The sequence below is a fragment of the Streptomyces sp. NPDC001513 genome (genome assembly GCF_042894695.1).
Classification (GTDB): Bacteria; Actinomycetota; Actinomycetes; order Streptomycetales; family Streptomycetaceae; genus Streptomyces.
Genome location: NZ_JBIAVU010000015.1, coordinates 1 through 23057, shown reverse-complemented (window position 1 = coordinate 23057; position 23057 = coordinate 1). Strand labels below are relative to the sequence as shown.

Annotated in this window: 21 protein-coding genes; 8 read left to right on the top strand and 13 right to left on the bottom strand. The window is 74.4% G+C overall.

All coding sequences use genetic code 11. The features are described 5' to 3' along the window. The first annotated feature begins 152 nt into the window (after positions 1-152). The gene (locus tag ACFYZ4_RS30150; RefSeq protein WP_390785335.1) at positions 153-734 is read left to right on the top strand and encodes a sigma-70 family RNA polymerase sigma factor; all 582 of its coding nucleotides are present in this window, start codon (positions 153-155) and stop codon (positions 732-734) included. Here the strand turns inward: ACFYZ4_RS30150 and ACFYZ4_RS30145 are convergent. From ACFYZ4_RS30145 to ACFYZ4_RS30115, 7 genes are all read right to left on the bottom strand, one after another. Next, a complete protein-coding gene (locus ACFYZ4_RS30145; RefSeq protein ID WP_390785334.1) occupies positions 680-3493 on the bottom strand; it encodes an ATP-binding protein in 2814 nt (937 codons plus the stop codon). The genes ACFYZ4_RS30150 and ACFYZ4_RS30145 overlap by 55 nt on opposite strands. A gap of 85 nt (positions 3494-3578) precedes the next feature. After that, positions 3579-4823: a histidine kinase gene (locus ACFYZ4_RS30140; protein ID WP_351303657.1), complete on the bottom strand. Its 1245-nt coding sequence runs from the start codon at positions 4821-4823 to the stop codon at positions 3579-3581. Continuing rightward, positions 4820-6574 (bottom strand): cation acetate symporter, encoded by a 1755-nt coding sequence (locus ACFYZ4_RS30135; RefSeq protein WP_390785333.1) that lies wholly within the window; start codon positions 6572-6574, stop codon positions 4820-4822. Before ACFYZ4_RS30135 ends, ACFYZ4_RS30140 begins: the two co-directional genes overlap by 4 nt. Positions 6575-6703: 129 nt before the next feature. After that, a complete protein-coding gene (locus ACFYZ4_RS30130; protein ID WP_351303651.1) occupies positions 6704-6979 on the bottom strand; it encodes a hypothetical protein in 276 nt (91 codons plus the stop codon). A 196-nt stretch (positions 6980-7175) separates the two neighbouring features. Continuing rightward, positions 7176-8003, bottom strand: coding sequence for a LytTR family DNA-binding domain-containing protein (locus ACFYZ4_RS30125; RefSeq protein ID WP_351303648.1), 828 nt, complete (start codon positions 8001-8003; stop codon positions 7176-7178). 178 nt (positions 8004-8181) lie between these two features. Next, entirely contained in the window at positions 8182-9162 is a 981-nt protein-coding gene (locus ACFYZ4_RS30120; protein WP_390785397.1) for an SCO0930 family lipoprotein, read from the bottom strand. 118 nt (positions 9163-9280) lie between these two features. After that, complete coding sequence (locus ACFYZ4_RS30115; protein WP_351302467.1) at positions 9281-10300, bottom strand: GDSL-type esterase/lipase family protein; 1020 nt, start codon at positions 10298-10300, stop codon at positions 9281-9283. 414 nt (positions 10301-10714) lie between these two features. Here ACFYZ4_RS30115 and ACFYZ4_RS30110 point away from each other — a divergent pair, with 414 nt between their 5' ends. Both ACFYZ4_RS30110 and ACFYZ4_RS30105 read left to right on the top strand, forming a co-directional pair. After that, on the top strand, positions 10715-12196 hold the full coding sequence (locus ACFYZ4_RS30110) for an amino acid permease (RefSeq protein ID WP_351302470.1): 1482 nt from the start codon (positions 10715-10717) through the stop codon (positions 12194-12196). A 10-nt stretch (positions 12197-12206) separates the two neighbouring features. Then, a complete protein-coding gene (locus ACFYZ4_RS30105; RefSeq protein WP_007262967.1) occupies positions 12207-12662 on the top strand; it encodes an Lrp/AsnC family transcriptional regulator in 456 nt (151 codons plus the stop codon). An 18-nt stretch (positions 12663-12680) separates the two neighbouring features. On the opposite strand, the gene ACFYZ4_RS30100 is transcribed toward ACFYZ4_RS30105, so the two are convergent. Further along, positions 12681-12980: a WhiB family transcriptional regulator gene (locus tag ACFYZ4_RS30100; RefSeq protein WP_351302473.1), complete on the bottom strand. Its 300-nt coding sequence runs from the start codon at positions 12978-12980 to the stop codon at positions 12681-12683. 80 nt (positions 12981-13060) lie between these two features. Further along, positions 13061-13777 (bottom strand): GNAT family N-acetyltransferase, encoded by a 717-nt coding sequence (locus ACFYZ4_RS30095; protein ID WP_390785332.1) that lies wholly within the window; start codon positions 13775-13777, stop codon positions 13061-13063. 187 nt (positions 13778-13964) lie between these two features. Here ACFYZ4_RS30095 and ACFYZ4_RS30090 point away from each other — a divergent pair, with 187 nt between their 5' ends. From ACFYZ4_RS30090 to ACFYZ4_RS30075, 4 genes are all read left to right on the top strand, one after another. After that, complete coding sequence (locus ACFYZ4_RS30090) at positions 13965-14090, top strand: hypothetical protein (protein WP_351302478.1); 126 nt, start codon at positions 13965-13967, stop codon at positions 14088-14090. 161 nt (positions 14091-14251) lie between these two features. Continuing rightward, entirely contained in the window at positions 14252-14683 is a 432-nt protein-coding gene (locus tag ACFYZ4_RS30085; RefSeq protein ID WP_390785331.1) for a hypothetical protein, read from the top strand. Positions 14684-14882: 199 nt separating this feature from the next. After that, positions 14883-15683, top strand: a complete 801-nt coding sequence (locus ACFYZ4_RS30080) for a carbon-nitrogen hydrolase family protein (RefSeq protein ID WP_351302483.1) — start codon at positions 14883-14885, stop codon at positions 15681-15683. A 40-nt stretch (positions 15684-15723) separates the two neighbouring features. Continuing rightward, positions 15724-17421, top strand: a complete 1698-nt coding sequence (locus ACFYZ4_RS30075; RefSeq protein WP_390785330.1) for a flavin monoamine oxidase family protein — start codon at positions 15724-15726, stop codon at positions 17419-17421. A 66-nt stretch (positions 17422-17487) separates the two neighbouring features. Here ACFYZ4_RS30075 and ACFYZ4_RS30070 read toward each other — a convergent pair whose 3' ends face one another. The 4 genes from ACFYZ4_RS30070 to ACFYZ4_RS30055 all read right to left on the bottom strand — a co-directional run bounded on the left by ACFYZ4_RS30070 (position 17488) and on the right by ACFYZ4_RS30055 (position 21621). Further along, the gene (locus ACFYZ4_RS30070) at positions 17488-18069 is read right to left on the bottom strand and encodes a hypothetical protein (RefSeq protein WP_390785329.1); all 582 of its coding nucleotides are present in this window, start codon (positions 18067-18069) and stop codon (positions 17488-17490) included. Positions 18070-18116: 47 nt separating this feature from the next. Then, entirely contained in the window at positions 18117-18794 is a 678-nt protein-coding gene (locus ACFYZ4_RS30065) for a DUF5995 family protein (protein ID WP_351302491.1), read from the bottom strand. A 76-nt stretch (positions 18795-18870) separates the two neighbouring features. Beyond that, complete coding sequence (locus ACFYZ4_RS30060; protein WP_351302494.1) at positions 18871-20268, bottom strand: solute carrier family 23 protein; 1398 nt, start codon at positions 20266-20268, stop codon at positions 18871-18873. Between the two features lie 105 nt (positions 20269-20373). Beyond that, on the bottom strand, positions 20374-21621 hold the full coding sequence (locus ACFYZ4_RS30055; RefSeq protein ID WP_390785328.1) for an MFS transporter: 1248 nt from the start codon (positions 21619-21621) through the stop codon (positions 20374-20376). Between the two features lie 55 nt (positions 21622-21676). Here ACFYZ4_RS30055 and ACFYZ4_RS30050 point away from each other — a divergent pair, with 55 nt between their 5' ends. Beyond that, positions 21677-22828, top strand: coding sequence for an ROK family transcriptional regulator (locus tag ACFYZ4_RS30050; protein WP_351302499.1), 1152 nt, complete (start codon positions 21677-21679; stop codon positions 22826-22828). Positions 22829-23057 lie beyond the last annotated feature (229 nt).

Below are 23057 nucleotides of genomic sequence, written 5' to 3'. Positions count from 1 at the left end.
GGCCCCGGCCCGTCCCCTCGCGGACGGGCCGGGGCCACGGCCGTTCCCGGGCGCGGGCGACCGTTCGGCGTGGCGGGTGACCGTTCGGCGCAGGCGGCCGGCGGATACGTCATGCGGCGGATAACTCCGGGGCGCCGGTCGGTCACGCTGAGGTGACCCGACCAGGAAGGGGCACCCCCGTGGCCAGAACCGAACCCCACGCCCTCGCCCGGCTGCACAGCGAGCACGGCAAGGCCCTCCACGGTTTCCTCCTCGGCCTGACCCTCGGCGACCGGCAGCGCGCCGAGGACCTCCTGCAGGAGACCCTCTTCCGGGCCTGGACGCACCCCGAGGCCCTGGAGAGCGACCACGCCTCCATGCGGCCCTGGCTCTACACCGTCGCCCGGCGCCTCGCCATCGACGCCCGCCGGGCCCGCCTGGTGCGGCCCGCCGAGGTCGGCCCGGAGGCCCTCGCGCACGTCCAAGGCGCCGCCGACGACCGCACCGAGCAGGCCGTCGCCGTCCTCGACGTCCGCCGGGCCCTGCGCATGCTCAGCCCCGAGCACCGCGCCGTGCTCGTGCAGATCTACTACCGCGGGGCATCCGTCTGCGAGGCCGCCGAGGCGCTCGGGGTACCCGCGGGGACCGTGAAGTCCCGTACCCACTACGCCCTGCGGGCCCTGCGCGCCGCCATGCCCGGCTACGGACCCGACGCCCCGGCCGCCCCCGACGCCCCCCTCGCCCCGGCCGCCTGAGCCGCCACCGCCGCCCGCGAGCGGACCTGCAGCTTGGCCAGGATGTGCGACACGTGCGTCTGCACGGTCCTCGGCGACAGGAACAGCGCGCTCGCGATCTCCGGGTTCGAGCGGCCCTGCGCCACCAGCAGCGCCACCTTCAGCTCGGCCGGGGTCAGCGCCTCCCAGCCGTTCGCCGGCCTGCGCCGCGCCGATCGGCTGCCCCGGCGCACCCCCAGGCTGCGCAGCCGGGCATCGGCCCGGGCGATGTCCCACCGGGCGCCCAGGTCCTCGTACGCCGCCGCCGCGCGCGTCAGCGCCGACCGCGCCCCGGCGAGATCGCCGTGCCAGGCCCGCGCCACCGCCAGGTCCTCCAGGGTGTGGCCCAGCACCAGCGGCCACCCGCCGCGCTCGCCCCGTGCCACCGCCCGCTCCAGCAGCTCCGGATCCTGCGCGAACAGCCCCTGGCAGCGCAGCAGGGCCAGCGCCGGCCCCGGGTACTCGGCCAGCGTCGCCGCCGCCCGCCCGCAGCACTCCACCGCCGCCCGGGCCGTGGCCGTCTCCCCGCACTCCAGGGCCAGCCGGACGATCTCCGACAGCACCCACGGGCGGTCGTACGCCACGGCCTCCTCGACCCCCTCCTCCAGCGCGGGCGCCAGCGCCGCCAGCGCGTCGGCCGGGCGGCCGTCCCGCTCCGCCAGCAGCGCCCGGGCCAGCAGCACGTGGGAGGCGTAGCGGCGGGCCGTGGGCGTGGCGAACGCATCGGCCGGCAGGTCCGCGAGCTCGGCCCCCGCCGCCTCCCGCTCGTCGCGGTGGCCCAGGACCAGCGCCCGCAGCCCGTGCACCACCACCGGCAGCCAGCCGTCCGACACCGGCAGCGCGCCCGCCCGGGCCACCCCGGCGAGGGCCTCGTCCCAGTCGCCGAGCCGGTAGTGGAACTCGGCGAGCCGCGCCTCGGTCACCACCAGCCGCCCCGTCGAACGGGTCGCCGCCGCCAGCTCCCGCGCCTCCCGCAGCGCGGCCGCCACGGTCCCCGGCTCGTCGAACCGCATGTGGCCCTCCGCCTGGTTGGCCAGCAGCAGCAACCGCATGTCGTTGGCGTCGGTGCTGCGCCGGGCGCAGGCGATCCCCTCCGCGACGTGGCGCAGCGAGTCCCGGCCGCGGCCCAGGTGGAACAGCGCGTAGGAGGCGGCGTGGTGGGCCTCCGCCCCGCACAGCGGATCGCGCAGCCGGCGCGCCCGCGCCACCAACGCCTCGGCCGGCGCGTACGCCTCGGCGGCCCGGTGCAGATCGGCCAGGGCCAGCACCCGGCAGGCCTCCAGGCGCAACCGCAGGGCGACGGAGGGGAATTCCTCCGCCAGCGCCCGCTCGGTGACCGCCAGGGAGCGGGCCATGTCGCCCTGGATCATCAGCGCGGAGATCAGCTTGAAGTCCACCGCGGCCCGCCGGTCGGGGTCTCCGGTCCGGGCGCGCAGCGTGCCGAGGAGGTCCACCGACTCGGGGCGGCGCAGCATCAGCGCCGCGTCCGCCAGCCGTTCCTCCAGCGCGTCGCGGGTCTCCCGCTCCCGCGGGTCGCCCTGCGCGATGGCCCGCTCCAGCAGCTCGGCCGCCGCGCCCGGGGCCCCGGCGATCAGCGCCGGCGCCGCGTCCGCCAGCCAGCGCACCGCCCACGGGGCCAGCCGGCCACCGCGCACCAGCTGTCCGGCGGTCCGGGCCGGATCCAGCCCCGCGTCGGCGAAGGCCCGCGCGGCGTCCTGGTGCAGGGCGGCGCGCAGCGCCTCGGGGGTCTCGGCGTACAGCGCCAGCCGCAGCGCCGGGTGGCGAAAGCGCAGGGAGCCGCCGGTGTCCGTCAGCAGCCCGGCCGCCACCGGCTCCTCCAGGTCCGCGAGCAGCTCGCGGGCCGGCCCGCCCCGTACGAGGGCCAGCTCGCGCGCCGTGAAGTCCGGACCCAGCAGGGCCGCGTGCCGCATGGTGGTGCGCGCCGGTACGGAGAGCCGGTCGGGCTCGCGGGTCAGCGAGCCGGGCGGGGGCGGCAACTCCTCCTCGGGGACGAGGAGTTCCGCGCGGTCCGCGTCGACGCGGACCAGCCCGGACCAGTGCGCGAGCAGCTCCCGCAGCAACCGCGGATTGCCGCCCGCCTGCTCGGCCGCCTCCCGCAGCCGGGGCCCGGGCTCCGCGCCCAGCAGGTCCCGGACCAGCCCGGCGGTCTCCGCCCCGGACAGCGGCTCCAGCCGGAGCGTGCGCCCGCCCGGGGTCGCGCACAGCTCCTCCAGCTCGGGCCGCCTGGGCAGCGGGCGCCGGGTCGCCGCCAGCAGCAGCGGCAGCCGGCCCGTCACCGCGCGGTCGGCCAGGCGCCGCCACAGCAGCAGGCTCGCCGCGTCCGCCCACTGCGCATCGTCCAGCACCAGCAGCAGCGGCCGCTGCGCGCACCACTCCTCGACCGCGGCCGTCAGCAGGTCCATGGCGGCCAGCAGGGCGCCGCCCGGCCGCGCCGCCTCCTCGGCCTCCCGCAGCAGGGCGACCACCGCCGCCCGGTCCGGGCCGCGGGGGTGCAGGCAGTCCAGCGCGGCGTGCAGCGGCAGTTGCGTCCCCGGGGCGTCGGCCGCCGCGTACCGCACGCGGCAGCCCAGGGCCGCCGCCCGCGCCACGGCGTCCCGTACGAAATCGGTCCGGCCCGCGCCGGGCTCGCCCTCCACCACCAGGAAGGCCCCACCGCCCTCGGCGCCCCCGCGCACCCATTGCCACAACTCGTCACGAAGCTGCTCTCGCCCGACCCGCACGTCGGCGATCCCTTCCGCAGTCACCGCGGGGGGTGCCCCCGCCGGTCACGTCGCGCCCCGCCCAGGATGACACGCGATCGGCCGCTCAGGGGCGCGGGGGATGGTGTCCCGACGGTGAACTGTGCACGCCCGCACGGTATTTGGGAATGCGGATGGTGACCTTCATGCCCGCGCCGACGCCCGTCTCGATCACCGGCCCGTACGCGTCCCCGTACACCTGCCGGATCCGCTCGTCGACATTGGGCAGCCCGATGCCGGAGGAGGAACCGCCGAGCTCCCCGGCCAGGATCCGGCGCAGCAGGGCCGGATCCATCCCCACCCCGTTGTCCTCGACGGTGATCACCGCCTCCGCGCCCGCGTCCTGCGCGGTGATGGTGATCCGGCACTCCTCGGTGGAGTCCTCCAGCCCGTGCTTGACGGCGTTCTCCACCAGGGGCTGCAGGCACAGGAACGGCAGCGCCACCGGCAGCACCTCCGGCGCCACCTGCAGGGTCACCTTCAGCCGGTCACCGAACCGGGCACCCGCCAAAGCCAGGTACTGCTGGATGGAGCGCAACTCCTCGGCCAGCGTGGTGAAGTCGCCGTGCCGCCGGAAGGAGTACCGGGTGAAGTCCGCGAACTCCAGCAGCAGCTCCCGGGCGTGCTCCGGGTCGGTGCGGACGAACGAGGCGATCGCGGCGAGCGAGTTGAAGATGAAGTGCGGGGAGATCTGCGCCCGCAGCGCCTTGATCTCCGCCTCCATCAGCCGGGTCCGCGAGCGGTCCAGCTCGGACAGCTCCAGCTGGACGGACACCCACCGCGCGACCTCCGTGGCGGCCCGCACCAGCACCGCCGACTCCCGGGACCCGTACGCCACCAGCGCGCCCAGCATCCCGTCCTCGCCGGTGAGCGGGGCCACCACCGCCCACTTCAGCGGACAGTCGGGCCGCTGGCACTCGGTCCGCACGCTCTGGCTGCGCCCCGACTCCAGCATCACCGCCACCCGCGCCATCGCCCGCCGCTCGTGGTGGTCGGCGCCCGGCCCGTCCCAGGCCAGCACCGACTCCCGGTCCGTGAGGCACAGCGCCTCCGTGCCGAGCAGCGACCGCAGCCGCCGGGCGGCCTTGCGGGCGGCGTCCTCGGTCAGCCCGGCGCGCAGCGGGGGAGCGGCCAGCGAAGCCGTGTGCAGGGTGTGGAAAGTGGCCCGCTCCACCGGCGTCCCCAGGTCCAGCCCGGCCGCCCGTTCGCCGCGCCGGGCCTGCCAGCGGCCCGCCGCCCAGCCCGCGCCCAGCAGCAGGGCCGCACCCGCCACCGCCAGCACGGCCAGCAGGGCCGGACACACCCCGGTCACCGCGGACCCCCCTCGCTCCACCCGGGGGACCCCCACGCCCGGTCCACGGCCACGGCCTCCGGCAGGTGCAGCCGGGCCAGCGTGGCCGCCGTCCCGGCCGGGATCCGCGAGGGGCCGGCCAGCGACACCGCGACCATCGTCAGGAACCCGAGCGGCACCGACCACACCGCCGGCCAGGCCAGCAGCGTGTGCACCCAGCCCGCCGGCGCCAGCCCCGTCCGGGTCGCCAGCACCGCGCTCAGGGCCGCCCCGCCGCCGATGACCAGCCCGGCCACCGCCCCGGGCGGGGTCAGCCCGCGCCACCAGATGCCCAGCACCAGCAGCGGACAGAACGAGGACGCCGACACGGCGAAGGCCAGGCCCACCGCGTCCGCCACCGGCACGTCGGTGGCCGCGACGCTCCCGACCAGCGGCACCAGGATCGCCACGAGCACCGCCGAACGGAAGCTGCGCACCCCGCGCGCCGGCAGCACGTCCTGGTGCAGCACCCCCGCCACCGCCATCGTCAGCCCCGAGGCCGTCGACAGGAACGCCGCGAAGGCGCCCCCCGCCAGCAGCGCCCCCAGCAGCTCGCCGAGCAGCCCGCCCAGCATCCGCTCGGGCAGCACCAGCACCGCCGCGTCCGCGTCGCCGGTCAGGGCGAGTTCGGGGGCGTAGATCCGGCCCAGCGCCCCGTACACCGGCGGCAGCAGGTAGAAGACGCCGACCAGCCCGAGCACGACCAGCGTGGTGCGCCGGGCGGCCCGCCCGTTGGGGCTGGTGTAGAAGCGCACCGCCACGTGCGGCAGGCCCATCGTGCCGAGGAAGGTGGCCAGGATCAGCCCGTACGTGGCGTACAGCCGGTGCTCCGGGCGGTCCCCGGACAGCGGCTCCGACCAGCTGGACACTCCGAGACCGGCTTCCGCGCGGGTGTCCGGGACGGGCGTGCCCGGGGCGAACTCCAGCCGTGCGTGCGCCCGTACGGAATGCCCGCCCGGGGCCAGGGTCAGCGGGACCGCCACGTAGCCGCGCCCGTCCACCTGCCCGGTCACCGTGACCGTCAGCGGCTCGCCCAGCGACAGCCGCACGTCCTCCGCGAGGGTCACCGAGGTGTGCTCCCGGAAGACCGCCGGCGCGTCGAAGGTGGCCCGCGGCGCCCCGTCCCCGGCCCAGGCGGCCAGCAGGAAGAAGGCCGGGACCAGCAGCGCGGTCAGTTTGAGCCAGTACTGGAAGGCCTGGACGAAGGTGATGCTGCGCATCCCGCCGGCGGCCACCGCCGCGCTCACCACGAAGGCCACGACCAGCCCGCCGACCCAGTGCGGGGCCCCGGTCAGGATCTCCAGCGTCAGCCCGGCGCCCTGCAGCTGCGGCAGCAGGTACAGCCAGCCCACCCCGACCACGAACAGCACCGCGATCCGGCGCACCGCCTGCGACTCCATCCGGGCCTCGGCGAAGTCGGGCAGCGTGTACGCGCCGGAGCGCCGCAGCGGGGCCGCGACCAGCGCGAGCAGCACCACGTAGCCGGCCGTGTAGCCCACCGGGTACCAGAGCATCGCGGGCCCCTGGAGCAGCACCAGCCCGGCGACCCCGAGGAAGGACGCGGCCGAGAGGTACTCCCCGCTGATGGCCGCCGCGTTGAGCCGGGGCCCCACCGTGCGCGAGGCCACGTAGAAGTCGGAGGTGGTCCGGGATATGCGCAGGCCCAGCGCGCCGACCAGGACGGTGACCACCACGACGACGGCGACCGCGGTCAGCGCGTACGTCTGGTTCACCGGTCGGTCCTTCGGCGGAGGGGGTGGAGACCGGAGTCTATGCACGGGCCCGGACCGGGCAACAGGCCCGATCCGGCCCTGCGGGGCCACCGCCGGGGGCTTCGCCGGGCACCCCGCGCCGCTGGTGGATCAGACCGCCGGGTCGCGGTGCTCGGCGCAGTCCCGCAGGGCGATCTCCAGCTCCACGTACGACTCCTCCGCGCGCCGGAAGGCCAGCGTCAGCGCGGCCTCCGCACGCGGCGGGACCTGCTCGCGGACGCCCTCACGGGCCTCGTACAGGATGTCGGCCCAGCGGGCGGCCGCACTGCGCAGCCGGGCCAGCAGCGCCTCCGCCTCGGCGGGCCCGGCGGGCCGGGTGCGGGGCAGTCCGCTCAGGGTGTCGACCAGCGCCTGGATCTCGGACATCTCGCTCCTCCCGCGCCGGAAGATCCACGATACGCAGGGGCGCCGGCCGTGGCGGGCCGTTCACGCCGGCGGTGCGGCCGACGGCTCCGGCGGATCGCCGTACGTCCCTCCCCGCGCGACGAACGGCACCCGCGCGCGCCGGACGGTCGCCGGCCGGTGGACCGGCGCGCCGGACGGCCCCCGGCCGCGGCCGCTTTCAGCCAGTGGCGTGCCGCATCAGGAGGTCCCGCAGCTCCCGTGCGTGCCGGCGGCTGACCTGGAGCTCCGCCGAACCGACCCGGACGCTGGTCGCGCCCGCGTCCAGCCGGATCTCGTCGATCCGGGACAGCGCCACCAGATGGCGGCGGTGGATCCGTACGAACCCGCGCGCCGCCCAGCGCTCCTCCAGCGTGGACACGGGGATCCGGACCAGGTGGCTGCCCTCGTCGGTGTGCAGGCGGGCGTAGTCGCCCTGCGCCTCGACGTAGGCGATGTCGGCGATCGCCACGAAGCGGGTGACGCCGCCCAGTTCGACCGCGATCTGTTCCGGCGCGCGGTCGGCGACCGTGACCTCGGGGGCCGGGCGGCGCGCCGGCACCGGGGCCGACGGGCCCGCCGCCGGCCCGGTGGCGGCCGGCGGGACCTCCTCGGCGCGGCCCAGCTGCGCGCAGGCCCGCCGGACGGCCTCGGCCAGCCGCTGGGGGCGCACCGGCTTGAGCACGTAGTCCACGGCCTTCAGGTCGAAGGCCTGTACGGCGAAACCCTCGTGGGCGGTGACGAACACGATCAGCGGCGGGTGCGCGAACCCGGCCAGCAGCCGGGCGATGTCCAGACCGGTCAGCCCGGCCATGTGGATGTCGAGGAAGACCACGTCGATGGCGTCGGCCCCGTCCGGACCGGACTCCAGCGCCCGGGTGACCCGGCGCAGGGCCTCGGTGGCGTCCGAGGCGCCCTCCGCGCTGAGCACGCGGGGGTCCGAGCGCAGCAGGTAGAGGAGTTCCTCCAGGAGCGGCTTCTCGTCGTCGACGGCCAGTACGCGCAGCATGCCGCCGAGTCTAGGTACGGGCGCGCCGCGGCGGAACGGGGCGCGGCCCCCGCCCCGGGGGATGGGGGCAGGGGCCGCGCGACCGTGGTGGGGGGCCTGGAGGGGCTCGGAGGTGTCCGGGGACCACGGTCCCGGGACCACTCGTCGGACCACTCGTCCCGGGACTGCTGTCCCGGGACTACTGGACGGTGATGAGCTTGCCGTCGGGGGCGACGGCGTACCAGGTGCCGCCCACGCCCTGGCCGTTGATGTCGCCGGGCTTCTTGTCGCCGGTGAAGGTGTAGACGGGCCAGCAGTCGACGCTCTGCTGCTTCATGCCGTCCGGGCGGTTGAGCACCGAGTAGTTCTTCTCGGCGATCCCCTTGTCCTTGGCCTTCTCCACCGGCGCGACGACCGGCCACTTGGCCACGCAGTCGCCCACGCACTTGGAGGTCATCGGCCACTGGGTGTCCGGCTTGAACCGGTAGACGGTCATGCCCTTGCCGTCGACGATGTGGTCGCCCAGCTTGGGGTCCTTGGCCACCGACAGCTTCCCGTCGGCCTCGGCGGCGCCGCCCGCGGCCGGCGGTGCACCCTCGGTCGCCGCCCCCTTGGCGGCCTTCTTGCCGTCCGGCGCGAACGCGAACCACACCCCGCCGACGCCCTGGCCGTTGAAGTCGCCCGCCTTGGCGTCCTTGTTGAAGCGGTACGCGGGCCAGCCGGCCACCGTCAGCTGCTTGCTGCCGTCGCTGCGCACGACCTCGCCGAGGAGCGCGGGGTCCATGCCCGCCGCGGCGGTGGCATCGCCCGCGGCGACCACCGGCCAGGTCTTCGCGCAGTCCCCTTCGCAATTCGACTTCGGCGGCTTGGCCGTGTCCTTGTCGAAGCGGTAGAGGGTGAGCCCGGCGCTGTCGGTGAGCACCCCGCCCAGCTGGTCGCTGTTGGCGATCGCCAGCTGCCCGGCGGTCTTGGCGCCGGATCCCGCGTCGGCGGCGGGGGCTCCGTACCCCCCGTCCGCGGCGGGGGCTCCGTACCCCCCGTCCGCGGCGGGGGCCTGGGCGGCGGCACCGGCCGGCTGGGTGGTGTCGGCCGCCTTGTCGTCCGACGGACCGCAGGCGGTCGCCGCGAGGACGACCGTCATCGCGACGGCTGCAAGGGTGGTTCCGCGCTTGATGCCCATCTTGATCTCTCCCACATGTGGTGTCTGTCGTGCCGTCGCCCCCGGCGGCGGCAACTGTGCTCAGGACACGCCCTGATGGCAGCGATCTGTTCAAGGCAGTTCGTGTGGGCTGTTTCACTCACCCCGCGCCGAACCCGGTGCGCCTCAGAGCCGTGGCCACAGCGAGGCCGAGGACCTGATGTCCGCTGTCGTTGGGGTGCAGCCCGTCCGCCAGGTGCTCGGGACCGAGCAGGTCCCGGCCCGGGAGGACGGCGAGCCGGTCGTCCCCGGCGGAGATCCGGTCCCGGGTGGCGCGCTCCATCGCGTCGCGCAGCGCGCCCAGGGTGGCGCCGAGCTTGTTCGGGGTGCGCTCCGCGTCGGGCCGCAGCACCGGCGAGACCAGCAGCAGCGGGGTCCGCGGGTGACCCTGCCGGACCAGGTCGAGGAAGGCGCGCGTGGTCTCGTACAGCAGCGGCGCCGAGAAGGGCACCCGGGACCAGCAGTTGGTGCCGAAGGCGAGCGTGAGGACGTCGGCGGGCAGGCCCGCGAGCTGTTCGGCGGTGCTGAGTTCGCCGCGCGCGGCTCCCGCGTAGCCGAGGTTGACGGTGTCCCAGCCGAGCGCCCGGCCGGTGACGGCGGGCCAGCCGTGCGCGGGACGGGTGGACCACCAGCCCTCGGTGATGGAGTCGCCGTGCACCACCCAGCGCGGGGCGGGCGGCGCCGGGGCGAGCGGGCCGCCGATCCCGCGCAGGCCGAGGATCAGCGGGGACTGGGTCTCGGGCGGGTGGATGGTGAAGGGGCCGGTGCCGCCCCCCAGGTCGATCCGTACGACGGCCTCCGCGGCCGGCTCGGTGAACACCTCGGCGACCACCCCGTGCCGGTCCCAGAGCGCGAAGCCGTGCGCGAGGTCGCGCAGGGCGTCGGTGGGGCCGGGCACGGTCGCCCGGTAGCGGACCTCCACCGCCTGCGCGGCCTCGGTGGTGAACTCCAGCCGGACCCCTATGGGCAGCGTGGACCGCTCGCCGGTGTCCCAGGGCAGCCGCATGGTGTCCGCCGGGTCGGCCCGCACCGGGCGCCCCTTGTCCAGCCAGGCCACCCCGCGCAGGAAGGGCTGTGGATCCTGCCACGGCCACCGCTCGTCAGCGCCCGGTCTGCTCACGCTCCGCCTCCGATCGTGTGTCCGCGGTCTCGGCGACCCGTACCCCGCGCAGGCACGGATCCACCGCCTCCGGTTGCACCAATGCCGTCAGGCGGCACGCTGCGGCACATCTGACGAGGTGTCAAGAAAGGGGGTCCGCGGAGGGCTGCGCAGCGATCGATCATCCGTACGCAACAAAGGACCATCCCGGACAGATCCGCGCAACGATCGTGCGCCAATGTGCAAGGATGGTGCATTACGGGCGGTATCACTCAGCTCGTAGGCTCACTCGCTGTACGTGGAGTGGCGGATCGCCAGCTCGGCGGTCCTCCCATGCTCAGGCCCTTCCCCCGTCGGGCCCTGTCCTGCTCCGGATCGTCGCGGTCGACGCCTCATCCCCGACCTCCCCGATCCGCAGTGACAAGGAGTCCCCTCGTGCTCGACCTCGGCCAGGCGCCACCGCTCGCCTCGAAGCCCGTCAACCCGCTGCTCCGCCGCAAGCCGGTGGAGCAGCTGGTCTCCGAGGGCGGCCAGGGTGAGGGCGGAGCGCTCAAGCGCTCGCTCACCATGTGGCAGCTGACCATGATCAGCATCGGCGCCACCCTGGGCACCGGCATCTTCGTCGTCCTCGGCGAGGCCACCCCGATCGCCGGCCCGGCCGTCTTCATCGCGTTCATCCTCGCGGGCCTGACCGCGCTCTTCTCGGCGCTCTCCTACGCCGAGCTCGCGGGCTCGATCCCCGTCTCGGGCTCCTCGTACTCCTACGCCTACGCCACCATGGGCGAGCTCATAGCCTGGGTCTGCGGCTGGTGCCTGGTCCTGGAGTACGGCGTCTCGGTCGCCGCCGTCGCCGTCGGCTGGGGCCAGTACCTCAACGAGCTGCTCGACGGCACGCTCGGCTTCACCATCCCCGAGGGCTTCTCCGCCCCGCTGGGCGAGGGCGGCTACATCAACATGCCGGCCCTGGTCGTCGTCCTGCTCTGCATGCTCTTCCTGCTGCGCGGGGCCAAGGAGAGCGCCCGGATCAACACGATCATGGTCGCCGTCAAGATCGTCACGCTGGTGCTCTTCTGCGTCATCGGCTTCATGGGCATCAAGGCCGGCAACTACACCCCGCTGGCCCCGCTCGGCGTGACCGCCATCAGCACCGCCGCCTCCATGCTCTTCTTCTCGTACATCGGCTTCGACGCCGCCTCCACCGCCGGTGAGGAAGCCAAGAACCCGAAGAAGGACCTGCCGCGCGCGATCATGCTCTCGCTCGCCATCGTCACCGCGATCTACTGCCTCGTCGCCCTGGTCGCCGTCGGCGCCATGCCGTGGCAGGAGTTCGAGGGCAGCGAGGCCGCCCTGGCCCAGATCATGGAGAACGTCACCGGACACTCCTTCTGGAGCGTCATCCTGGCCGCGGGCGCCGTCGTCGCCATCGCCAGCGTCGTCTTCGCCGTCCTCTACGGCCAGACCCGCATCCTCTTCGCCATGTCCCGCGACGGCCTGATGCCCAAGGCCTTCGCCAAGGTCGACCCGAAGTCCGGCACCCCCCGCGTCAACACGATCATCGTCTGCCTCTTCTGCGGGCTGCTCGCCGCCTTCATCCCGCTGGGTGAACTGGCCAACGCCACCAGCATCGGCACGCTCTTCGCGTTCGCCCTGGTCAACCTGGCCGTCATCATCCTGCGCAAGACGCGCCCGGAGATGAACCGCACTTTCAAGGTCGCGCTCTTCCCGGTCACCCCGATCGTGGGCTTCCTGCTCTGCGCCTACCTGATGACGGAGCTGCCCGGCATCACGTGGATGTTCTTCGGTGGCTGGATGGCCGTCGGGCTCGTGATCTACTTCTTCTACGGCATGCGCCGCTCCAGCCTGGCCACTGTGGCCGCCCCGGCCGTCCCGGCCGCGGAGGCCGCTGAACAGAAGTGATTCACCCTCCGTGCGACTGAACGATCTCGACGAACGCATCGTGCACGCCCTCGCCGAGGACGCCCGCCGCTCCTACGCGGACATCGGCTCCGAGGTCGGGCTCTCCGCCCCCGCCGTGAAGCGGCGCGTGGACCGGCTGCGCGCCGAAGGCGCCATCACCGGCTTCACCGTGCGCGTGGACCCCGCCGCCATGGGCTGGGAGACCGAGGGCTTCATCGAGATCTACTGCCGCCACAACACCTCGCCGGACGACATCCGGCGAGGACTGGAGAGGTACCCCGAGGTGGTGTCCGCGTCGACCGTCACCGGCGACGCGGACGCCCTCGTCCAGGTCTTCGCCTCCGACATGCGGCACTTCGAGCGGGTCCTGGAACGCATCGCGGGCGAGCCCTTCGTGGAACGCACCAAGTCGGTCCTCGTCCTCTCCCCGCTGCTCCGCCGCTTCACCTCCGGCGCACCGGCGTAAGCGTCGGGCGGCACATGCCTAGGCCCGCGCCGCCAGGGTCACCGCCGCCGGGCCCAGGAGCGCGTGGCGCTCCTCCTCCGTCAGGCCGCCCCAGACACCGAACGGCTCGCGGGTGCGCAGGGCGTGGTCGAGGCAGGCCGTCCGGACCGGGCAGGCCGCGCAGACCCGCTTCGCGGCGGCGTCCCGCTCCTCGCGGTCCTCGCCCCGCTCACCGGCGGGGTGGAAGAACCGGCCGGACCCCAGGTCCCGACAGGCCGCCCGGGTCTGCCACTGCCAGAAGTGGTGCCCGGAGCCGGGCAGGCGTGAGACGTCGGTCATGGCAGTTCCTTTCCGTGGGTTGTCCCGCGTGTGACCGCAGGCCGCCCGCTGAAACCCCGCCGTCGCCGACGGCCGCCGGATCAGGCCCCTCCGGCCGGCGTGCGCAGCCCCAGGAAGAGCGGGCGGCGGCGCGGCGTGAAGCCCATCGACTCGTAGAGCCGGACCGCGCCGGTGTTCGCCGCCGCCGCGTGCAGGAACGGGCTGTCCCCGCGCTCCCGTATCGCCGCCGCGACCGCACGGGTCAGCCGGCCGGCCAGGCCCCGGCCCCGGTGGTCCGGGTGGGTGCACACCGCGCTGATCTCCGACCAGCCCGCCGGCCGCATCCGCTCCCCGGCCATCGCGACGAGCCGGCCCTCGTGGCGGATCCCCAGGTACGTGCCCAGCTCGACCGTCCGGTCCAGGAACGGCCCGGGCTGCGTCAGCCCGACCAGCTCCAGCATCTCCGGTACGTCGCCGCGCCCCAGCGGAACCGCCTCCGGCGCGGCCTCGGCCCGTACCGCCCGCCCGTCCAGCTGCACGCCCGGCACCGTCACCAGCGTCTCCCAGTCCGGCGGCGGGGTCGGCAGCCCGGTCACCCAGACCACCTGACCCGGCCCCATCAGCGCGGCGAGGTCCGCCCACGCCTCGGGATCCTCCGGGTCGGAGAGCGCCGCGAAGGGGGACGTGTCCAGGGCGTACCGGGCGGCCAGACCCGCGGGCCCCGGCTCGGCGAAGGCGCGGTGCGTTCCGGTCAGTGCGGCCCAGACCGGGTTGTCGAGTACAGCGCTGTCGGACAGGGTGCCGGTCTCGGGGGACATGGGTGCGGGACTCCTTCCGTGGGGCGGCGGCGATCGTCCCGCGGCCGCCTTCTTGACGGCCTCGGGCGCCGCCACGAGACTGCGGGGGACGGCCACGAGGGACCGTGCCCGCCGTGGGAAGCCTAGCCATCGCGGCGCGGACGGCCGAGGCCGGGACGGACGAGGACAGGACGGGGGTGGAGCACCGGTGGACACGGCCTGGACGGCGGAACCGGGAGCCCCGACAGCCCCGACCCTGCGGCGCTGGTGGCTGACCCGGCGCCTGCACATCGACCTGCTGCGCGTGTGCAGCGCATTCGGCCCGCGCGGCTGACCCCTCTCGCAGACGAGTGACCCGGACCGGGCGTGCGCCACGCCGCCCGGAGCGCCGGCCTGCGCAGCGCCGCCTCGCTTGAGGTGCGGCTCTGCCCGGGCCACCCCTGTGACCCGGCCGCCCTGCGCCCGGGTCATCGCCCGCGCCGCCCCAGGAGAGCCATGTCCCACACCGTCCTGCCCCGCACCGGCCCGGCCCCCGCCCCGCGCGGCCGCATCGGGGCCGGGTTCTCCCCCGTCCCGCACCGCTACCGCCTCTACCTCCGCGCCGACTGTCCGCGCTCCCGGCAGGTGGCCGCCGCCCTCGCCGTGCTGGGCCTGGAGGACTCCGTGGCCACCACGGTCCTCAGCACCGGCACCGGCGCGGGCACCGACATCGGCTCCGGCTCCGGCATCGGCTCCGGCATCGAATCGGCCGGGTACACCGCACTGCGGCTCGCCTACGAGGCCGCCGGCCACCACTTCGACGGCACCGTGACCGTCCCGGCCCTCGTCGACACCTGGAGCGGCCGCATCGTCTCCGACCACACCCCCGACATCCTCGACGACCTGCACTTCCTGGCCGGCCACCCGGCCTTCCGCAAGGCCGCGTAACAGGGGCCCGCGGAGGGGGTCCGCGACGGTCCTCAGGGGTTCCCCGGGAGCCTCTGGGGGTCCCGCGCAACGAATCGCCGCACCGGTCGTGGAACACGCAACGAATCGATGCGCGCAGCGCAACGGTCACGGCTTGTCCGGGTGCAGCACGCGAACGTACCTTCGTATGACCCCACCCCTCCTGTCACAGAGGTAGCCCATGCCTGCGCTGCGCACCGCCCTCCTCCAGAGCTCCGGAGTTCTCGGCGACACCGCCCAGAACCTCAAGGCGCTCGACGAGGCCGCGGCGCACGCCGCGCAGGGCGGGGCCGGGCTCCTCGTCACCTCGGAGATGTTCCTGACCGGCTACGCGCTGGACCTCCAGGACATCCCCGGGCTCGCCGAACCGGCCGACGGCCCGTCCGCCGTAGCCATCGGCGAGATCGCCCGCCGCCACGGCATCGCCGTCCTGTACGGCTACCCGGAGCGGGGGGACGGCGCCGTCTTCAACGCGGCGCAGCTCATCGGCCCCGACGGGGTGCGGCTCGCGAACTATCGCAAGACCCACCTCTTCGGCTGCTTCGAACAGGACGCCTTCACCCCCGGCGACACCCCCGTCGTCCAGGCGGACCTCGGCGGCCTCCGCATCGGCATCATGATCTGCTACGACGTGGAGTTCCCCGAGAACGTCCGGGCGCACGCGCTCGCCGGCACCGACCTCCTCCTGGTGCCGACCGCGCAGATGCACCCGTTCCAGTTCGTCGCCGAACAGCTCGTCCCCGTACGGGCCTTCGAGAACCAGATGTACATCGCGTACGTCAACCGCACCGGCCCGGAAGGCGAGTTCGAGTTCGTCGGACTCAGCTGCCTGGCGAGCCCCGACGGGGTCACCCGGACCCGGGCCGGCCGCGGCGAGGAGCTGGTGTTCGGCGAGGCCGACCCCGAGCTGCTGGCGGCATCCCGCGAGAACAACCCCTACCTGCGGGACCGCCGCCCCGGGCTCTACGCCTCCCTCGTCTAAGACCTCTTCCCCCAGCCCTGCCGCAAGGAGACGTACCCCCATGACGTCCACGGTGCCCACCACCGCCGTCCCGCACAGCGACGGACAGCCGCCGATCACCATGTTCGGCCCGGACTTCCCGTACGCGTACGACGACTTCCTCGCCCACCCGGCCGGCCTCGGCCAGATACCGGCGACCGAGCTCGGCACCGAGGTCGCCGTCATCGGCGGCGGGGTGTCCGGCATCATCTCCGCGTACGAGCTGATGAAGATGGGCCTCAAGCCCGTCGTCTACGAGGCCGACCAGATCGGCGGCCGGCTGCGCACCGTCGGCTTCGAGGGCGCCGGCACCGAGGAACTGACCGCGGAGATGGGCGCCATGCGCTTCCCGCCGTCCTCCACGGCCCTGCAGCACTACATCGACCTCGTCGGCCTGGTCACCGAGCCCTTCCCGAACCCGCTCGCCGAGGCCACCCCCTCGACGGTCGTGGACCTCAAGGGCGAGACCCACTACGCCGAGACCATCGCCGACCTCCCGCAGGTCTACCGTGACGTCGCCGCCGCGTGGAACGCCTGCCTCGACGAGGGCGCCGACTTCTCAGACATGAACACCGCGATGCGCGAGCGGGACGTCCCGCGCATCCGCGAGATCTGGGCGAAGCTCGTCGAGAAGCTCGACGACGAGACCTTCTACGGCTTCCTCTGCAAGTCCGAGGCCTTCCAGTCCTTCCGCAAGCGCGAGATCTTCGGCCAGGTCGGCTTCGGCACGGGCGGCTGGGACACCGACTTCCCGAACTCCATCCTGGAGATCCTGCGCGTCGTCTACACCGAGGCCGACGACCACCACCGCGGCATCGTGGGCGGCTCGCAGCAGCTGCCGCTGCGCCTGTGGGAGCGCGAGCCCGAGAAGATCGTGCACTGGGCCCGGGGCACCTCGCTGTCCACCCTGCACGACGGCACCCCGCGCCCGGCGGTGACCCGCCTGCACCGCACGGCCGGCAACCGCATCACGGTCACCGACTCCTCCGGCGACATCCGCACGTACCGCGCCGCGATCTTCACGGCCCAGTCCTGGATGCTGCTGTCGAAGATCGAGTGCGACGACACGCTCTTCCCGATCGACCACTGGACGGCGATCGAGCGCACCCACTACATGGAGTCGTCCAAGCTCTTCGTCCCCGTCGACCGCCCCTTCTGGCTCGACAAGGACGAGGAGACGGGTCGCGACGTCATGTCGATGACCCTCACGGACCGCATGACCCGCGGCACGTACCTGCTGGACAACGGTCCGGACAAGCCCGCCGTCATCTGCCTCTCGTACACCTGGTGCGACGACAGCCTGAAGTGGCTGCCGCTGTCCGCGAACGAGCGGATGGAGGTCATGCTGAAGTCCCTCGGCGAGATCTACCCGAAGGTCGACATCCGCCGCCACGTCATCGGCAACCCGGTCACCGTGTCCTGGGAGAACGAGCCCTACTTCATGGGCGCGTTCAAGGCCAACCTGCCGGGTCACTACCGCTACCAGCGCCGCCTGTTCACCCACTTCATGCAGGACCGCCTCCCCGAGGACAAGCGCGGCATCTTCCTCGCGGGCGACGACATCTCCTGGACGGCCGGCTGGGCCGAGGGCGCGGTCCAGACCGCCCTCAACGCCGTCTGGGGCGTCATGCACCACCTCGGCGGGTCCACGGACTCCACCAACCCGGGCCCGGGCGACGTCTACGACGAGATCGCCCCGGTCGAACTCCCGGAGGACTGACCCTCCCGGCCCCCGATCACGGGCCGCCGCCCCGCGAACGTCAGCACGCGGACCGGCGGCCCGTTCTCATGCCCGCCGTCTCCAGACCAGCCGCCACCGCTCCGCCCGGTCGGCGGCGATGCGGGCATCGTGCGGAACCGGCCGGTCGGCAAGACTCACCCCGCAGCCCGCGCAGAGCCGGTGGACCCGGTTCCCGTCGTGCCAGGGCACCATGCCCCGGCCCTCCGGGCAGACCGGGCAGTGCGGCAGGGCTCCCGGCGGGGCGCACAGGATGCGCGGCATCACTGCCGCGAGCGGTTCGGCCGGGTGGAAACCCGGGTCGGGGCACCACAGCACGCGGCGCGGCTCCGGCGGCTCCGGGACCCGTACGCCGGCCAGCTTCTGTACCCGCCGCACGCCCTTCCAGGCCCGGAACGCGGCGAACCAGACCTCCCGCGCCGCGTGCAGCTCCTCGACGGCCCGTGCCACCGCCTCCGGGTCCTGATCCGGTTCGGGCGGGATCCCGGCGCTGTGGCACAGGTGGTGGTAGGTCGCGCGGAACCCGTACGGGGCGAACTCGGCGAGGCACGTGCACAGCGCGGCGAAGCGGAGCGCCGGTGAGCGCGCGGGATCGTGCGCCCGGAGGCGGTGCGTGGTGAAGCTGGCCATCGCGTGAGCCTAGGCGACGGCACCCGCGGCCCGCCCGGGGCGGGCGGTCAGGGCCGGCTTGGGGACCGGCCCGGTTGCGAGGGCGTTCTGACGGGGGTCAGCAGGCAGCGGCCGACCAGGCCTACGCCCGCGTCCAGGGACTTCGTGAACTCCTCGGCCAGTTCGGGGGAGCGGCGCAGCGTCCACAGGAGGCGGGCCGCCGCCCAGGCGCCCGCGCGGGCGCGCTCCAGGCTCCACGAGCCGACCAGGTGGGTCAGCGGGTCGGCGATCTCCAGGAGGTCCGGGCCCGGCATCAGGTCCTCCCGGATGCGTTCCTCCAGGGTGACCAGGGTGTCGCCGACCCGGTCGAAGTCGGCTTCGAGGGCGGCCGGTTCGCAGTCCAGGGAGCGGCAGGCGGACACCACCGCCACCGCCAGGTCGTGGCCGATGTGCGCGTTGATCCCGGCCAGCGCGTGCTGGAGCGGGCGGATCCCGGGGTGGCGCCGGTACTGGAGGAGGGGGCGCCAGCAGGCCGGGGCCCGGTCCGCCTCCACCGCCGTCAGGTACCGCTCCGCGAACCGCACGCTGAGGGTCTGCGCCCGGCGCGGGGCAGGGAACCCCCCGTGCTCGATCCGATGGTGCAGGGTCTCCGTCACGGTCAGGTAGACCCGGTTGAAGACGGCGACACCGTCCTGCGGCGGCAGCCGCTCGTCCAGGGCGCGCATCCGCGCCAGCACCGCTTCCATGGGAGGCAGAGTCGCAGGCGCCGCCGCGGAACCGGGGAACTTGGCCGTACGCTTCCCCGATTCGGGCGAAACCCCGTCAACGGGGCTTGTCCTGCGCCTCCCCGCCGGTGTCGTAGGCGGAAGTGCCCGCGTCGAGCAGGGGCTTCTGCGGCTTCAGGTGCGCGGGGGCCAGACTGCGCAGCGCGTGATAGCCCCCGATCACCACGATCGAGCCCAGCGCGATCCCGCCCAGCTCGAAGGTGTCGGTGATCTGGAGCTTCACCCCGCCGATGCCGATGATGATGCCCGCCGCGGCCGGCACCAGGTTCAGCGGATTGCGCAGGTCCACCCCGCCGCTGATCCAGATCTGGGCGCCCAGCAGGCCGATCATCCCGTACAGGATCACGGTGATGCCGCCGAGGACCCCGCCCGGGATCGCGGCGACGATCGCCCCGAACTTGGGGCACAGGCCGAAGAGCAGCGCGAATCCGGCCGCCGCCCAGTAGGCCGCCGTGGAGTACACCCTGGTCGCCGCCATGACGCCGATGTTCTCGGAGTACGTGGTGTTGGGCGGGCCGCCGACCGCCGTGGACAGCATGGACGCGGCGCCGTCCGCCGCGATGGCCGTGCCGAGCTTGTCGTCGAGGGGGTCGCCGGTCATCTCGCCGACGGCCTTGATGTGCCCCGCGTTCTCGGCGATCAGCGCGATCACCACGGGCAGGGCGATCAGGATCGCCGACCACTCGAAGGACGGCCCGTGGAAGGACGGAAGGCCGATCCAGTCGGCCTTCGCGACCGCGGACAGGTCCAGGCGCCAGTGGTCCACGGCCGCCTCCCCGCCCACCGTCGAGTGGATCTTCCCGAAGATCAGGTCGGAGAGCCAGGAGATCGTGTACCCGAAGACCAGCCCCAGGAAGATCGCGATGCGCGACCAGAAACCGCGCAGGCAGACCACGGCGAACCCGGTGAACAGCATGGTCAGCAACGCCGTCCACTGGTCCTGCGGCCAGTACGTCGACGCCGTCACCGGCGCCAGGTTGAAGCCGATCAGCATCACCACCGCACCCGTCACGATGGGCGGCATCGCCGTGTGGATGACGCGGGCCCCGAAGCGCTGGACGGCCAGCCCGGCCAGGAAGAGCGCCACGCCGACGACGAACACCGAGCCGGTGACGACCGCGCTGTCCCCGCCCGAGGCCCGGATCGCCGCCGCGACGCCGACGAAGGACAGCGAGCAGCCCAGGTAGGAGGGGACCCGGCCGCGCGTCGCGAGGAGGAAGATCACCGTCGCGACGCCGGACATCATGATGGCCAGGTTCGGGTCCAGGCCCATCAGGACCGGCGCGACGAAACTCGCGCCGAACATCGCCACGACGTGCTGGGCGCCCAGCCCGGCGGTCCGCGGCCACGACAGCCGCTCCTCCGGCCGTACCACCGCGCCGGGGGCGGGGGTCCGCCCGTCTCCGTGCAGGGTCCAGCCCACGCCGAGGCCCATGTTCCACTCCTCTTCTCCGGAGATCCTCCGGACACTCCCCAGCGCCGGCGGCCGACACGTCGAGGCCGCAGCGCACGGGAAGTGCCGCTGCGGCCAGTCGACATGTTACGGACGTATATCGAGGGGTTCGCCCCGATCGTCGCGATCGGCCGGGCCGGCCTTCTCGCCGGTCCCGCCCCCAGACTGCCCCACCGGCGGCCGCTGACGCAGTACTGCGGCGCCCACGACCAGCGCGAAAGCCAGCAGCGTGACCAGTCCGAACGACACCACCAGCGACGTCGCGTCGGCCACCGCGCCGATCGCCGACGGCGCGATCAGCCCCGAGGTGTACGTGATCGTCGCGACGCCCGCGATGGCCTGCGCCGGGGCCGGCCCGCTGCGCCCCGCCGCCGCGAAGGCCAGCGGGACCACCACCGCGATGCCCAGCCCGATCATCCCGAAGCCGGCCAGGGCCGCCCCCGGGTGCCGTGCCAGGACCACGAGCAGCCCGCCCGCGGTGGCCAGTACGCCGCCCGCCCGGACGGTGCGCACCGGCCCGAACCGGTCCACCACCCGGTCCCCGGCCAGCCGGGCCACCGCCATGGTGAGCGCGAAGGCGGTGGTGGAGGCGGCCGCCAGCCCGGCGTCCGTGTGCAGCACGTCCCGCAGGTACACCGCCGACCAGTCCAGGCTCGCGCCCTCGGCGAAGACCGCGCAGAACCCGATGGCCCCGATGAACAGCGCGGACTTCGGGGGCAGCGCGAAGTGCGGCGGCGCCTGCGCCTCCGCGTCGCTCCGCAGGTCCAGTACGCCCCGTACGGCGATCAGCCCGCCCGCGGTGAGGACGAGCGCGGCGACGAGATGGTGCAGCCGGGCGTCGGTACCGGTGTGCGCGGCGACCGTGCCGGCGGCCGAGCCGAGCAGGGCGCCCACGCTCCACATGCCGTGCAGCGAGGACATGATCGAGTGGCCCAGCCGGTTCTCGGTCTCCACGCCCAGCGCGTTCATCGCCACGTCCGACATGCCCGCGGTGGCTCCGTAGAGGAGCAGCGTCAGGCAGAGGGCGGGCAGGTTCGGGGCGAGGCTCGGCAGGATGAGGGCGAGGGTCCACATCGCCAGCAGTCCCCGCAGCGCGGTGCGCGCGCCGAACCGGTGGTTGATCCGCCCGGCCAGCGGCATCGCGAACGCCGCACCGAGGGCGGGGAAGGCGAGGGCGAGTCCCAGGGTGCCCGCGCTGAGCTGGGCGTGGTCCTGGATCCAGGGGATGCGGGTGGCGAAGGAGCCGGTGACGGCGCCGTGGGTGCAGAAGACGGCCGCGATGGCGAAACGGGCGTGGCGCAGGCGCGCCGGGCTGAGGTCGTTGTCCCCGGTCATGAACATTAAACTATCAGGGACCCTGCCTGATAGATAATGGCCTCGACTCCCTAGGATGGGCGCCGTGACTTCCGCCCCCGCCCCGGTACCGGCCCCCGCCTCGCCCAGCACGGCCCGGGCCCTCAACGACCGCCTCGCCCTGCGGCTCCTCCAGGAGTCCGGACCGCTGACGGCCACCCAGCTCAAGTCCAAGACCGGGCTCTCCCGCCCCTCGGTCGCCGACCTCGTCGACCGGCTCGCCGGAGCCGGGCTCATCGAGGTCGTCGGGGAGTCCGGCGAACAGCGGCGCGGCCCCAACGCCAAGCTCTACGGGATCGTCGCCCACCGCGCCCACCTGGCCGCCCTGGACGTCCGCACCGACCGGGTCACCGCCGTCGTCACCGACCTCCTCGGCCACCCCCTCGCCGAGGCCGCCCTGCCCGTCGGCGCCCCCGAGGACGCGGTGGCGGCCCTGCTGCGCACCGCGCACGAGGCCGGCGCGTCCGCCCTCCACACCGTCGTCATCGGAGCCCCCGGCCTGGTCGCCCCGGCCACCGGCGAACTCCGCGACACCATCGGCCTGCCGGCCTGGCACCGCGACCTGGTGAGCGCCCTGCAACGCACCCTGCCCGCCGTGGTCGTGGTCGAGAACGAGACCAACCTGGCCGCCCTCGCCGAACAGCGCCTGGGCGTCGCCCGCGACCTGGACTCCTTCGTACTCCTGTGGCTCGGCGCGGGCGTGGGCGCGGCGGTGGTCCTGGACGGCCGGCTGCGCCGGGGCGCCTCCGGCGGGGCGGGCGAGATCGGCTTCCTCCCGGTCCCGGGCACCGGCACCCTGCCCTCGGCCGCCGAGTGCGGGGGCGGCTTCCACGCCCTGGCGGGCCGGGAGGCGGTGGCGGCGCTCGCCGCGGAACACGGCTTCCGGGGCCCGGCGGAGGAGGCGGTGGCCGGCGCGGCCGGAGACGCGTTCCTGGAGGCCCTGGCCGAACGGCTCGCCCTCGGCGCCGCGGCGGTGGCGGCCGTGCTCGACCCGGGCTGCGTGGTCCTCGGCGGTGAACTCGGCCGGGCCGGGGGCGACGCGCTGGCCGCCCGCGTCGCCGCCCGCCTCGCCACCCTGACGCCGGTCCCGACAGCGGTCCGTGCCACCGTGCTCGGCGACCGGGCGGTCCTCACGGGCGCCCGCCTGGCCGCCCGCGAGGCGGCACAGGACTCCCTGTTCGGGGGATAGGACGGGTCGGGCGGGTTGGCTGCGCCGCTCGGGCCGGGCTTCGGGTGGGCCGGTTGTGCCGGGGCCGTGCGCCGGTTGGCTGCGCCGCTCGGGCCGGGTGTGGGGCGCTGGCTGTGCCGGAGTCGGGCCGAGGTGGTGGCCGGTTGTGCCGGGGCCGGGCGCGCGCCGGGGTGTCTCCTCGGACGCCGAACGTGGCGAGGGGTCGGAGCCTGCGGCGGCAGTGCGTTCG

Bases quoted from the DNA above. Each gene is read 5' to 3' on its own strand.
- ACFYZ4_RS30085 (WP_390785331.1), top strand. From the start codon at position 14,252: ATGTCCCACACCGTCCTGCCCCGCACCGGCCCGGCCCCCGCCCCGCGC.
- ACFYZ4_RS30075 (WP_390785330.1), top strand. From the start codon at position 15,724: ATGACGTCCACGGTGCCCACCACCGCCGTCCCGCACAGCGACGGACAG.
- ACFYZ4_RS30095 (WP_390785332.1), bottom strand. From the start codon at position 13,777: ATGTCCCCCGAGACCGGCACCCTGTCCGACAGCGCTGTACTCGACAAC.
- ACFYZ4_RS30125 (WP_351303648.1), bottom strand. From the start codon at position 8,003: ATGCTGCGCGTACTGGCCGTCGACGACGAGAAGCCGCTCCTGGAGGAA.
- ACFYZ4_RS30130 (WP_351303651.1), bottom strand. From the start codon at position 6,979: ATGTCCGAGATCCAGGCGCTGGTCGACACCCTGAGCGGACTGCCCCGC.
- ACFYZ4_RS30050 (WP_351302499.1), top strand. From the start codon at position 21,677: ATGGGCGCCGTGACTTCCGCCCCCGCCCCGGTACCGGCCCCCGCCTCG.
- ACFYZ4_RS30055 (WP_390785328.1), bottom strand. From the start codon at position 21,621: ATGACCGGGGACAACGACCTCAGCCCGGCGCGCCTGCGCCACGCCCGT.
- ACFYZ4_RS30120 (WP_390785397.1), bottom strand. From the start codon at position 9,162: ATGGGCATCAAGCGCGGAACCACCCTTGCAGCCGTCGCGATGACGGTC.
- ACFYZ4_RS30065 (WP_351302491.1), bottom strand. From the start codon at position 18,794: ATGGAAGCGGTGCTGGCGCGGATGCGCGCCCTGGACGAGCGGCTGCCG.
- ACFYZ4_RS30080 (WP_351302483.1), top strand. From the start codon at position 14,883: ATGCCTGCGCTGCGCACCGCCCTCCTCCAGAGCTCCGGAGTTCTCGGC.
- ACFYZ4_RS30070 (WP_390785329.1), bottom strand. From the start codon at position 18,069: ATGGCCAGCTTCACCACGCACCGCCTCCGGGCGCACGATCCCGCGCGC.
- ACFYZ4_RS30100 (WP_351302473.1), bottom strand. From the start codon at position 12,980: ATGACCGACGTCTCACGCCTGCCCGGCTCCGGGCACCACTTCTGGCAG.
- ACFYZ4_RS30060 (WP_351302494.1), bottom strand. From the start codon at position 20,268: ATGGGCCTCGGCGTGGGCTGGACCCTGCACGGAGACGGGCGGACCCCC.